The sequence below is a fragment of the Streptomyces sp. NPDC001381 genome (assembly GCF_042895685.1).
Lineage (GTDB): Bacteria > Actinomycetota > Actinomycetes > Streptomycetales > Streptomycetaceae > Streptomyces.
On record NZ_JBIAWO010000014.1, the window covers coordinates 46,167 to 58,240 of the forward strand.

The following is a 12,074-nucleotide window of genomic DNA, read 5'->3' on the forward strand; positions in this document are numbered from 1 at the left end:
CGGGTGACAAGTCAGGAGTTGTACGTACTCTGCGCCCGCTCCAACCCCTCGATCACCAGACACTCCACCGCGTCCGCGGCCCGGTCCACGAAGTAGTCCAGCTCCTTGCGCTCCGCCGACGCGAAATCCTTCAACACGAAGTCCGCCACCGGCATACGCCCCGGAGGACGCCCGATCCCGAACCGCACCCGGTGATAGTCCGCACCGAACGCCTTCGTCATCGACTTCAGACCGTTGTGCCCGTTGTCCCCGCCCCCCAGCTTCAGCCGCAGCGCGCCGTAATCGATGTCCAACTCGTCATGCACGGCCACGATGTTCCCCACCGGCACCTTGTAGAAGTCCCGCAGCGCGTTCACCGGCCCGCCCGACAGGTTCATGAACGACATCGGCTTCACCAGGATCACCCGCCGGTTCCCCGGTCCCGGCGGCCCGATCCGCCCCTCCACCACCTGAGCCTGCGCCTTCCCCGCCCGCTTGAACCTCCCCCCGATCCGCTCGGCCAGCAGATCGGCCACCATGAAACCGACGTTGTGGCGGTTACCGGCATACTCCGGCCCCGGATTGCCGAGGCCGGCGATCAGCCAGGGATCGTTGGCAGGGGTGGTCACGTCCGTCTCTCCTTACGCGACAGCCGCTGCCCCCCGAGGGGAGCAGCGGCTGGAGCCGATGTACCGCTACGGAAACTACGGGGCTCAGGCCTCCGCGGCCTCTTCGCCCTCGGCGGCCTCGCCCTCCGGGGCCTCCTCGGCCTGCGCGGCCAGCACCTGCAGGACCACCGCGTCCTCGTCGACGGCCAGCGTGGTGCCCTTCGGCAGCGTGATGTCCTTGGCGAGGACCGAGGCACCGGCCTCCAGACCCTCCACGGACACCGTGACGGCCTCGGGGATGTGCGTGGCCTCGGCCTCGACCGGCAGCGCGTTCAGGACGTGCTCCAGGAGGTTGCCACCGGCGGCCAGCTCGCCCTCGGTGTGCACCGGGACCTCGACCGTGACCTTCTCGCCGCGCTTGACCAGCAGCAGGTCGACGTGCTCCAGGAAGCCCTTGATCGGGTCACGCTGCACGGACTTCGGGATCGCCAGCTCGCTCGTCTTGCCGTCGATGTCCAGGGAGATCAGGACGTTCGGCGTACGCAGCGCCAGCAGCAGGTCGTGGCCCGGAAGGGTCAGGTGCAGCGGGTCCGAACCGTGGCCGTACAGGACACCGGGAACCTTGCTGTCACGACGGATGCGACGGGCCGCACCCTTGCCGAACTCGGAACGGGTCTCGGCGGAGATCTTGACCTCGGACATGTTGATCACTCCTCGTAGGAATCGCGAATCGTGGTTACCCGGCCACGAACGGCCTGCTACGAAGAGCGCGTCGATAACGGACCGCCGTACACACGGGTACGGCCTCCCTCGCCGAGCAACTCGAGAAGTCTACTCGGCGAGAGAGGCCGCAGAAAAATCGATCAAGCAGAAGCGATCAGGCGACTCACTGCTCGTCGAACAGGCTCGTCACCGAACCGTCCTCGAACACCTCACGCACCGCACTCGCGATCGTCGGCGCGATCGACAGCACCGTGATCTTGTCCAGCTCCAGCTCACCCGGCGTCGGCAGCGTGTTCGTGAAGACGAACTCACTCACCTTCGAGTTCTTCAACCGGTCCGCCGCCGGACCCGACAGCACACCGTGCGTCGCCGTCACGATGACATCCTCCGCACCATGCGCGAACAGCGCGTCGGCAGCGGCACAGATCGTGCCACCCGTGTCGATCATGTCGTCCACCAGGACACAGACACGACCCTTGACCTCACCCACGACCTCGTGGACCGTCACCTGGTTCGCCACGTCCTTGTCACGCCGCTTGTGCACGATCGCCAGCGGCGCACCCAGACGGTCGCACCACCGGTCGGCCACCCGCACCCGGCCGGCGTCCGGAGACACCACCGTCAGCTTCGCGCTGTCCACCTTGCTGCCCACGTAGTCCGCCAGCAGCGGCAGCGCGAACAGATGATCCACCGGACCGTCGAAGAAGCCCTGGATCTGGTCCGTGTGCAGATCCACCGTGAGAATCCGGTCCGCACCCGCCGTCTTCATCAGGTCCGCGATCAGACGCGCCGAGATCGGCTCACGCCCACGGTGCTTCTTGTCCTGCCGCGCGTACCCGTAGAACGGCACGATGACCGTGATCGAACGCGCCGAAGCCCGCTTCAGCGCATCGATCATGATCAACTGCTCCATGATCCACTTGTTGATCGGAGCCGTGTGGCTCTGGATCAGGAAACAGTCCGCACCACGCGCAGACTCCTGATAACGGACATAGATCTCACCGTTGGCGAAGTCGAAGGCCTTCGTCGGGACGACCCCGACCCCCAGCTGGTGGGCGACCTCCTCGGCAAGCTCGGGGTGGGCGCGGCCGGAGAAGAACATCAACTTCTTCTCGCCGGTCGTCTTGATCCCGGTCACAGCACTGTCTCCTCAGAGGTGTCTCAGCCAAGTGTCGAGAGACCCCGCCGCTGGGCGCGACGCGGCCGTCTCAGCTGGTTGGGTGCGGGTGTGCACTTATCACGGTACGCCGTGTCCGACGCACGTGTTTCCGGTCAGTCCTCGCTCTCGCCCTGGCGAGAGGCCGCCTCGGCGGCCTTCGCCGCCGCGCTCCCCGGACGCTTACGAGCCACCCAACCCTCGATATTCCGCTGCTGACCGCGGGCCACGGCCAGCGAACCGGGCGGCACATCCTTCGTGATCACAGAGCCGGCAGCGGTGTACGCGCCGTCCCCCACCGTGACAGGAGCCACAAACATGTTGTCCGAACCCGTACGGCAGTGCGACCCCACGGTCGTGTGGTGCTTGTCCTGCCCGTCATAGTTCACGAACACACTCGCCGCACCGATGTTCGAGTACTCACCGATCGTCGCGTCACCGACATAGGAAAGATGCGGGATCTTCGTCCCCTCCCCGATGGACGCGTTCTTCGTCTCCACATACGTACCGATCTTGCCCTTCGCACCCAGCCGGGTACCGGGCCGCAGATACGCGTACGGCCCGACGCTCGCGTGCGCACCGATGTGGGCGGAATAGGAAACGGTGTTGTCGACCCGCGCGCCGGCACCGACCACCGTGTCCGTCAGCCGGCTGTTCGGACCGACCTCGGCACCCTCACCGACATGCGTGGAACCGTGCAGCTGCGTCCCCGGGTGAACAACGGCGTCCTGCTCGAACGTCACGGTCACGTCGACCCACGTGGTCGCCGGGTCGATCACCGTGACACCGGACAGCATGGCGGCCGTCAGCAACCGGTCGTTGAGAATCCGGCGCGCCTCGCTCAACTGCACCCGGTTGTTGATGCCGGCGATCTCACGATGATCGGCGGCCATGCAGGCCCCCACCCGGTGCCCCGCCTCACGGAGGATCCCCAGGACGTCCGTGAGGTACTCCTCACCCTGACTGTTGTCGGTACGCACCTTCTTCAACGCGTCCGCGAGCAGCGCCCCGTCGAAGGCGAAGACACCGGAATTGATCTCACGGATCGCCCGCTGGGCATCGGAGGCGTCCTTGTGCTCCACGATCCCGGTGACGGCACCGGAGTCGTCCCGCACGATCCGCCCGTACCCCGTCGCATCCGGCACCTCCGCGGACAGCACGGTGACCGCGTTGCCGTCGGAATGATGAGCCGCCGCGAGCGCCGAGAGGGTCGCGCCGGTGAGCAGCGGGGTGTCCCCGCACACCACGACGACCGTCCCGTCGACCCCGCCGCCGAGCTGCTCCAGAGCGATGCGGACGGCGTGCCCGGTGCCGTTCTGCTCCTCCTGCACGGCCGTACGCACGTCCGCGTCGACCTCCGCCAGATGAGCCGTGACCTTCTCCCGGGCGTGCCCGACGACCACGACCAGGTTCTCGGGATCCAACTCACGCGCGGCGGCCAGCACATGCCCGACGAGGCTGCGCCCGCACAGCTCGTGCAGGACCTTCGGTGTGGCCGACTTCATACGGGTGCCCTCACCCGCTGCGAGAACGACGACGGCTGCCGGGCGAATGGCGCTCACGGAAGTTGCCCTTCGGCTGTGGAGAAGGTGGGGACATCCGAAGGATACCGGGGCGTTTCCTGGGCGACATGAGAGCGGGTCCTGACAGTGCTGTCAGGACCCGAACCGAGGTCTTGTGTGTCGTGGGCTCCCGGAGAAGGATTCGAACCCTCATTCAACGGACCAAAACCGTTTGTCCTGCCCTTAGACGATCCGGGATGGTGTGCCCGCTATGTCCGATTTCGTTGATCGGCTTGGCGTGCGGACTCCACTATGCCGTACCAGGAGCCCTCGATGCGACGGTACAAGTCGGCACCCTTGAGGACTTTGACGACCAGGCAGCCGCGATAGGACTCGCCGATGTTCTTCCGCACGGTTTTGGGGTTGTGCTTCTTGAGCGTCGTCTTGTTGAAGCGGGAGTGATCGGCGCCGACGAGGTCGGACCAGTACCGTTCGGCGCCGGCGACGTCGGCGTTCTCGTGGATCATGACGTAGTACCGAAGGCGTGAGCGTTCGACGCCCAGCAGGTCGAGCCAGGCGAGGAACACCTCGATCATTCCGGGGTCGCTGTTGACGAAGGTGACGTTCTCGCGTCGCTGGTAGGGCTTGTCCTTGCTGCCCTCGGCCCAGTAGAGGCCTACTCCCAGCAGGAACAGCTCCCGTGGGGACAGGTCTCCGATCGACGTCCTCGCGGCTTCCTTCGTGCGTCGCCGCTCCTCGTCCCGGAGGCGTGACTTCGCCTCCCAGCCGCGTCGCGCGATCGCCGCGGCCTCCTCCCGGGTTCGCCTCCGCTCCGGCCTCGGCAGATCCCGTACCCACAGCGAGATCGAACTCTTCGAGCAGCCCAGCTCCACCTGGATCTGGTCGTACGTCCAGCCCTGGAGCCGCAGCTCCCTCGCCCGGTCCCTGAGGTCGTCCTTCGCGTTCGGGCGCCTGGTCCACTCCGGAGGGGGCTCGCCCTTCACCAGCCTGTTGAGGATGTCGTTGTTGTAGATCTTCAGCTCGTCGCGGATCTGCCGGAGGCTGTGGCCCGCTCGCCGCAGGGCGACCGCCCGCTCCCGTAGCCCCTCGGAGTCCGCGTACGTGCCGGGTGCATGTGCCATACGCATACCGTCCAGGCGGAATGCGGTCTTCCGGGGTCGAACGGCCGGGGTTCACCTGTTCGAGGGAAAGTGCCGGGATCGGGTCGTCGAAAGTCGCCGGAAACGGCGGGGGCGGCGCCCGTAGGCTGGAGGCATGACCACGACGGGGGAAGAGACCACGGCGGACCTGAGGGGGCCGCTGTGGTGGGCCAGGTGGCGCAGTGCCGCGTTCGATATGAGCCTTGCCGCCGTGTCCGCGGTGGAGTGCGCGATGGAGGGGGCTCCCTTCGCGCGGGACGCCGGGATTCCGGTGGAGGCGGGGGTCGTCTTCGGGTTGTTCGCGGGTTTGGTGCTGCTCGTGCGGCGGCAGTGGCCGATCGCCGTCGTGCTGGTGGCCGTCGCGATCACGCCGGCCCAGATGGGCTTCCTGATGGGGATCGTCGGGCTGTACACGCTCGCCGCGTCCGAGATGCCGCGGCGGATCATCGCCTCGCTCGCCGGGATGCAGTTGGTGGGGACGTTGATCGTGACGTTCGTGCGGGTGCGGCAGAGCATGGATCAGGGGCGTCTGACGGTGGGGGACTGGTTCATCCCGTTCGCCGCGATCGTGATGTCGCTGGGGCTGACCGCGCCGCCCGTGCTGCTCGGTCTGTATGTGGGGGCCCGGCGGCGGCTCATGGAGAGTCTGCGGGAGCGGGCGGACAGTCTCGAGCGGGAGTTGCAGTTGCTCGCGGAGCGGGCGGAGGAGCGGGCCGAGTGGGCGCGGGGCGAGGAGCGGACGCGGATCGCGCGGGAGATGCATGACGTGGTCGCGCATCGGGTGAGTCTGATGGTGGTGCATGCGGCCGCGTTGCAGGCGGTGGCCCGGAAGGATCCGGAGAAGGCCGTCCGGAATGCCGCGTTGGTGGGGGACATGGGGCGGCAGGCGTTGACGGAGTTGCGGGAGATGCTCGGGGTGCTCAGGAGCGGGGGCGGGCAGGAGCGGGCGTCGGTGCCGTTGGCGGTGGTGGGGGTGGCTGCGGCGGCTGCGGCTTCGCGGGTGGTGGAGGAGTCGGGGGAGGGGCCGTGTCTGGAGGAGCTGGAGGAGTTGATCGGGCAGTCGGCGGCTGCGGGGATGGTGGTGGATCTGTCGGTGGAGGGGGAGGTGCGGTCGTATGCGGCGGAGGTGGAGCAGACGGCGTTCCGGGTGGTGCAGGAGGCGTTGACGAACGTGCACAAGCATGCGGCGGGGGCGAAGACGCATGTGCGGTTGGCGCATCGGGTGGCGGAGATCGCGATGCAGGTGGAGAACGAGCCGCCGTCGGAGGCGGGGTCGTCGTCGGCGGGGTTGCCGTCGGGGGGCAATGGGCTGGTGGGGATGAAGGAGCGGGTGGTGGCGTTGGGCGGGGTGTTCGTGTCGGGGCCCACGGAGGCGGGGGGTTTCCGGGTGTCGGCGGTGATTCCGGCGTCGTAGGGGTGTTTCCGGGGTGGGTCAGCCTGCGGTGAGGCGGACGGGTTCGATGCCGGAGACGAGGGCGCCGAGGGCTTGGTCCATGTCGGGGCCGAGGTACCAGTCGCCGGTGTGGTCGAGGGCGTAGACGCGGCCGTGGGCGTCTATGGCGAGGAGGGAGTGGGTGTCGGTCTCGGTGCCGAGGGGGCTGACGTCGGTGTCGAGGGCGCGGCCGAGGTCGGCGAGGGTGCGGGCCATGTGGAGGCCGTGGAGGGGGTCGAGGTGGAGGGGGGTGGGGGCGATCTGGCGGCCGGGCCTGGTGGGGGTGATGGTGAGGCCGCCGAATTCGGCCCAGGCTTCGACGGCGGCGGGGAAGACGGCGTGGCGGTGGCCGGCGGGTGAGGTGTGGTCGCGGAGGGTGTCGGCCCAGATTTCGGCTTGTTTGATGTCCCAGCGTCCGGGTTGCCAGCCGGCGGCGCGCAGGGCGGCGTCGACGGGTACGGGGAAGCGGGTGGTGGAGGTGCGCTGTTCGGGGTGCATCTGCCTTCGTTCGTCGACGGTGCGGGTGTGCTGGTGGGGCGGCCGTGGGGTCAGTCGGTCGCTTCCGGGTCGACGATGCGGACGCCGAAGTGGGCGCTGAGGGCGGTGCAGGCGCGGCAGGGTGGGGCGAAGCTGCCGTGGAGGGGGTCGCCGTCCTCGCGGATGCGGCGGGTGGTGAGTTTGGCTTGTTTGAGGGCTTTGCGTGCTTCGCCGTTGGTCATGGGTCTGCGGGCGGCGCGTCTGCTGCGGGCGGCGTCGGCGGCGGTGAGGTGGCGTGAGATGAGGAGTGCTTCGGCGCAGCGGCCGGTGAAGCGGTCGCGTTGGGCGCTGGTGAGGGTGTCGAGGAAGTCCTGGACGAGGGGGTGCAGGGGTGGGGGCTGGTCGCCGCGGGCGGCGGTGCTGGTGAGGGTGGCGCCGCGGACGGAGAGGGCGGCGGCGATGGTGGGGAGTATGCCGTCGCGGCGGTGACGGAGAGTGGGGGTGTGGGGGGTTTCGGTGGCGGACCAGCCGATGCGGGGGTCGCCGGTGGGGGCCGTTTGCGGCCCGTTGTGCTGCCCCGTTTGCGTTGCGTTCATGATCGTCATCCCCTCCCGAGCATGCCCTCGGACGTCACAGGGTGCCAAATGGCGTGGCGGGTGCGGAAGCTGGGGCGGTGCGACACGCCCGGGTTTGGGCGGTCCGTAAGGGTGGGGTGACGGCTGGTCACGGCTGTGGGGGCCGGGAAGTGGAGGCCCGGTGACCCGTGTCGCCGTACCGCATAGGCTGTCGGCACCGTGATGCGCGCGGTGGGCGCGTGTTGGAGAACCGTTGGAGACAGTCGATACGGGGCGTGGTGGGTCGGGTCCGGAAGCGGAACCGGCCGCTGCGGGCCGTACCAGAGTGCCGCAGGGGGCAACCGCCATGACGACGAGTCGGCTCGGGCTGGGGGCACCTCCCGGCCGCCAGGCTGGGGGACAAGCCGCGCCGCCGAACGCGGCCTATGCCGGGCAGGTCGTGCACTTCCCGGATCCGGTGCGTGCTGCGCGGCATCCGAGGGGGGTGCGGGTGGATGAGCGGGGTTACCCGGACTTCTCGCCGTACGCGCGGGCTGCGGCGGAGATCGCGGAGCCGCCGGAGGGTTTCGGGGTCGACGAGTTGCGGTTGACGGACTATGTGTCGGCGAACGCGGCGCTCGCGGCGTCGGGGCACGAGTTGTGGGACACGGTGCCGAATGTGGCGACGCCGCATGGCTGGACGTGGCATCACGTGGTGGGTTCGCGGCGGCTGGAGTTGGTGCCGGTCGAGGTGAAGGCGTTGTTGCGGCATCACGGTGGTCTGGCGACGTCGGTGGTGGATCAGTCGAAGCGGGGGACGCGGCCGTTGCAGGAGACGCGTCCGGCGCATTTCGGGCTGCCGAAGTCGGGTGTGGCGGTGTCGGAGCAGCAGGTGCAGGGGGTGGAGGAGGATCTGGGGTACCGGTTGCCGGGGGCGTACCGGTCGTTCCTGAAGGCCGCGGGCGGGTGTGCTCCGGTGGGGGCGGCGTTGGACGCGGAGTTGGGGTTGCTGGTGGACCAGCCGTTCTTCACGGTGCGGGACGAGGCGGCGGTCAATGATCTGGTGTATGTCAACAAGTGTCTGCGGGACCATCTGACGAAGGACTATCTGGGCGTCGGGTTCGTGCAGGGCGGGCTGCTGGCCGTGAAGGTGAAGGGCGAGCGGGTCGGTTCGGTGTGGTTCTGCGCTTACGACGACGTCCGGGACGTCGATCCTTCGTGGCCGCCGGCGGAGCGCACGCGGCGGCTGTTGCTGCCGTGCGGGGAGGACTTCGACGTGTTCCTGTCCCGGCTGGCCGGTGATCCGCCGGAGTTGGAGACGGTGGCGAATCTGATGGTGGACGGCGGGTTCGCGCGTGCGGTGCCCGTGGCGTCCGTGGGTGCGGGGGAGTGAGCTGGCGATGGTGACGTTCGCGCAGGCGCAGGAGCGCGCCGAAGAGTGGATCAACGGGGATGTTCCGGCGTACCAGCATCGTGAGGTGCGGGTGCGGGAGTTCGATCTCGGGTTCGTGGTGTGGGCGGAGGACCGTGCGGAGGGGCCGCGGTCGGACGGGGGCGCGCAGCGGCTGGTGATCGCCCGGGACAGCGGGGAGGCCACGTTGTGGCCTGCGTTGCCGGTGGGTGAGGTGATCCGTCGTTATGAGGAGGAGTACGGGCGTCCGGACGAGCCGCGGGACGCGGTGCCGGCGCCGGCGGCTCGGGTGGATCTGAATCAGACGTCGTTCTTGTTGTCGCCGCCGGAGTGGTTGCAGGAGGCGGCGGACAAGTTGGGTATCGGGGAGCGGCGGGGTGCCGGGGCCGACGCGGCTGCCGCCGCTTCGGGCGCTTCCGCTGCCGGTGCCGGTGCCGGTGTGCCGGCGGGGGCGGGTGGGGGTGTGACGCCTGATCCCTCGCTGCCGCGGACGCAGGCCGGTGTGCCGGGGAGCGGGCTGCCGGAGACGCAGGCGGGGGTGCCGACGGGGCCCGGGGCCGGTGGGGCGGCGACGCCTGCCGGGGCGACGCCGTGGACGGGGACGGACACCAACGGCGATGGCGGGGCGACGCCCTGGGCGGGGACGGACACCAACGGCGATGCCGGGGACGACCGTTCCGTGCCGCTGCCCGCGACGGTCTTCGCGCCGCCGCTGAGCGGTTCGGACGATCCGGTGCCGCCGCCCGCCGGGCTGCCGGACGCCAAGACGGCGCTGATGAAGGGTGGCAGCCGGCTTCCGCCGACGGCGGTCGCTCCGGCGCTGGACGAGTCGGGCGCGGCGGGCGCGGCGGGTTCCGGGGGCGCTGCGGGTGCCGGTGGCGCGCCCGGGAGCACGCCGCCTCCGCCGCCGCAGGGGCCGGCGGGGTCGTCGTACGGGTATCCGCAGGGTCCGGGTGGTCCGGGTGGGTCCGGTGCGGTGGGTGGTCCTGCCGCTGGGCAGGGGGCCACGCCTCCGCCTCCGCCGCCGCAGGGGCCGGCGGGGTCGTCGTACGGGTATCCGCAGGGCCCCGGTGCTTTGGGTGCCGGGCAGGGGGCCACGCCTCCGCCTCCGCAGGGTGGACCGTCGTACGGCTCTTCGCAGGGGTCCGGTGCGCCGGGGCGGCCGCTCGCGCCGAACGCCGGTGACATCGCCGACGCCGCGACCAGCAAGGCGGCTCCGCCCCCGCGTCGTGCGCGCGGTGGGGCGACGCCGCCGCCCCCGCCGGGTGTGCCCGGAGCGCCGGGTGCGCGGCCGGGTGCCGCGCCCACGCCGCCCGGTCCGGGTGCGCCCGGTGCCGCGGCGGGCGGTTATGTGCCCACGCAGTTGGTGTCGGCCCTCGGGCCGGACGGCCCGGCGGGTCCGGGTGGACAGGGTGCCCCGAACACGCCGGGTGCTCCGGGTGCTCCCGGTGCTCCCGGTGGGCCGCACACGCCGGCTGGGCCGAATACGCCGGGCGGTACTCCCCCCGGTGCGGTTCACCACGCCGCGACGATGTTCGCCGATCCCGGGCGTACGGGTCCGGGTGGGCCCGGCGGAGCCGGGGGCGCGCCGCAGCCTCCCGGTGTTCCCGGCGCGCCGCAGCCTCCGGGTGCCCCCGGTGCACCGCAGGCCCCGGGTGCCCCGGGTGTGCCCGGCGCGCCGGGCGGGCCCGGTGCCGCGGGAGGTGCCCCGGGCGCCGCTCATCATGCGCAGACCGTGCTGGCCGGGCCCCCGGTGGGTGCCCCCGGCGCGCCTCCGCCGCCGTCCGCCCCGGGAGTGCCCAACGCGCCCGGCGCGCCCGGCGTACCCGGTATGGCTCAGGGCGCCCCGGGTATGGCTCCGGGCGCCCCGCACGGCATGCCTCCGGGTGCGATGCCGCCGCCGGGTGTGCCCGGGGCCGGGCAGCCGCCGGCGTACGGGTATCCGCAGCAGCCCCCGGGGCAGCCGACCGTCGGGCCCGGCTATCAGGCCGTGTTGCGCTACCGGGCGCAGGACGGGTCGGAGCAGCAGGTGATCCGGCGTTCGGCGCCGGGTACGCCGCATCCGGAGTGGCAGATCTTCCATGAGCTGCGGGCGATGAACGTGCCCCCGGACCAGGTGCTGGAGCTGCACACGGAGCTGGAGTCGTGCGAGCTGCCGGGCGCGTACTGCGCGCGGATGATCCGGGAGCAGTGGCCGCAGGCGCGGATCACGAGCATCGCGCCGTACGGCACGGATCACGCGAGCCGGCAGCAGGGGATGCAGCAGTTGCTGGTGCACCAGGGCGAGTTGCACCAGGTGGCCGACGGTCCCGCGCGGCCGGCGCCGGTGCGGGCGCCGTTGCCGCCGGTGCAGCCGATTCCGCCGGTTCCCCCGGAGGGGATCGCGCAGGAGCTGGGTGCGGCGTTCGGGCCGGGGGTCTTCCGGTTCGAGCAGGCCGCGGTGTCGCGGCAGGGTGTGCCGCCGGTCGTGGCGCAGACGCTGGTGGTGGCCGGTCTGCCGATGGACATGGGGCCGTTCTTCTGGGCGCAGGCCCAGCCGGGGCGGCCGGTGCCGACGCTGGCGGAGCTGGCGGCGGAGCGGGGTGTGCAGCCGGCGCCGGACGCGGGTTCGTACCTCGTCATGGGCAGTGACTTCGGCAAGGCGATCTGTGTGCAGTACGGGACGGCGAACATCGTCGCGGTGCCGGTGGAGGCGGGGCCGGGCGGTGGGTCCGTGCCGCCGCAGTTCGTGAACACGGGTCTGCCGGAGTTCGCGCGGTGTCTCGCGCTGCTGGGGCGGATGTGGCGGCTGCGGTTCGGTCTGAACCAGGAGCAGGCGGGTCGCTGGACCGTCGACTTCCAGGCCCAGTTGGCTTCGCTGGATCCGGCGGCGCTGGGTTCGCCGGAGAGCTGGTGGTCGGTGCTGCTGGAGCAGATGTGGGACGGCCTGCTGTGAGGCGGGTGCGTCGCTGACGTGCGGTGTGCCCGGGGCCGGGCCGGTCGTATGACCGGCCCGGCCCTTTTGTGTGCCCTGTTGACCGCCACCTGTGCCCGGAGTGTCGCGTTATGAACAGTTAAGTCCGATACATCAAG

10 protein-coding genes and 1 tRNA gene are annotated in these 12,074 nt (G+C 70.6%); 3 read left to right on the forward strand and 8 right to left on the reverse strand.

Annotated features, from left to right (window positions below):
* Positions 1 to 11: 11 nt before the first annotated feature.
* The 6 genes from pth to ACFY2L_RS35695 all read right to left on the reverse strand — a co-directional run bounded on the left by pth (position 12) and on the right by ACFY2L_RS35695 (position 5,110).
* The gene (pth, locus tag ACFY2L_RS35670) at positions 12 to 608 is read right to left on the reverse strand and encodes an aminoacyl-tRNA hydrolase (RefSeq protein ID WP_390659090.1); all 597 of its coding nucleotides are present in this window, start codon (positions 606 to 608) and stop codon (positions 12 to 14) included.
* Positions 609 to 692: 84 nt separating this feature from the next.
* The gene (locus ACFY2L_RS35675) at positions 693 to 1,289 is read right to left on the reverse strand and encodes a 50S ribosomal protein L25/general stress protein Ctc (protein WP_390659089.1); all 597 of its coding nucleotides are present in this window, start codon (positions 1,287 to 1,289) and stop codon (positions 693 to 695) included.
* 184 nt (positions 1,290 to 1,473) lie between these two features.
* Positions 1,474 to 2,448 (reverse strand): ribose-phosphate diphosphokinase, encoded by a 975-nt coding sequence (locus ACFY2L_RS35680; RefSeq protein ID WP_390659088.1) that lies wholly within the window; start codon positions 2,446 to 2,448, stop codon positions 1,474 to 1,476.
* 134 nt (positions 2,449 to 2,582) lie between these two features.
* Positions 2,583 to 4,028, reverse strand: a complete 1,446-nt coding sequence (glmU, locus tag ACFY2L_RS35685; RefSeq protein WP_390824421.1) for a bifunctional UDP-N-acetylglucosamine diphosphorylase/glucosamine-1-phosphate N-acetyltransferase GlmU — start codon at positions 4,026 to 4,028, stop codon at positions 2,583 to 2,585.
* Between the two features lie 127 nt (positions 4,029 to 4,155).
* Positions 4,156 to 4,226 (reverse strand) — tRNA-Gln (locus ACFY2L_RS35690).
* Positions 4,227 to 4,237: 11 nt separating this feature from the next.
* Positions 4,238 to 5,110: a hypothetical protein gene (locus ACFY2L_RS35695; RefSeq protein ID WP_390824422.1), complete on the reverse strand. Its 873-nt coding sequence runs from the start codon at positions 5,108 to 5,110 to the stop codon at positions 4,238 to 4,240.
* A 133-nt stretch (positions 5,111 to 5,243) separates the two neighbouring features.
* Here ACFY2L_RS35695 and ACFY2L_RS35700 point away from each other — a divergent pair, with 133 nt between their 5' ends.
* Positions 5,244 to 6,542, forward strand: a complete 1,299-nt coding sequence (locus ACFY2L_RS35700) for a sensor histidine kinase (protein ID WP_390824423.1) — start codon at positions 5,244 to 5,246, stop codon at positions 6,540 to 6,542.
* Between the two features lie 18 nt (positions 6,543 to 6,560).
* Here the strand turns inward: ACFY2L_RS35700 and ACFY2L_RS35705 are convergent, their stop codons facing one another.
* Together ACFY2L_RS35705 and ACFY2L_RS35710 are read right to left on the reverse strand one after the other, a co-directional pair.
* Positions 6,561 to 7,058 (reverse strand): SUKH-3 domain-containing protein, encoded by a 498-nt coding sequence (locus ACFY2L_RS35705; RefSeq protein WP_390659084.1) that lies wholly within the window; start codon positions 7,056 to 7,058, stop codon positions 6,561 to 6,563.
* A gap of 50 nt (positions 7,059 to 7,108) precedes the next feature.
* Positions 7,109 to 7,642: a YwqJ-related putative deaminase gene (locus ACFY2L_RS35710; RefSeq protein WP_390659083.1), complete on the reverse strand. Its 534-nt coding sequence runs from the start codon at positions 7,640 to 7,642 to the stop codon at positions 7,109 to 7,111.
* 316 nt (positions 7,643 to 7,958) lie between these two features.
* Here ACFY2L_RS35710 and ACFY2L_RS35715 point away from each other — a divergent pair, with 316 nt between their 5' ends.
* Positions 7,959 to 8,984, forward strand: a complete 1,026-nt coding sequence (locus ACFY2L_RS35715; RefSeq protein ID WP_390659082.1) for an SMI1/KNR4 family protein — start codon at positions 7,959 to 7,961, stop codon at positions 8,982 to 8,984.
* Positions 8,985 to 8,991: 7 nt separating this feature from the next.
* Positions 8,992 to 11,937, forward strand: a complete 2,946-nt coding sequence (locus ACFY2L_RS35720; protein ID WP_390824424.1) for an SUKH-4 family immunity protein — start codon at positions 8,992 to 8,994, stop codon at positions 11,935 to 11,937.
* Positions 11,938 to 12,074 lie beyond the last annotated feature (137 nt).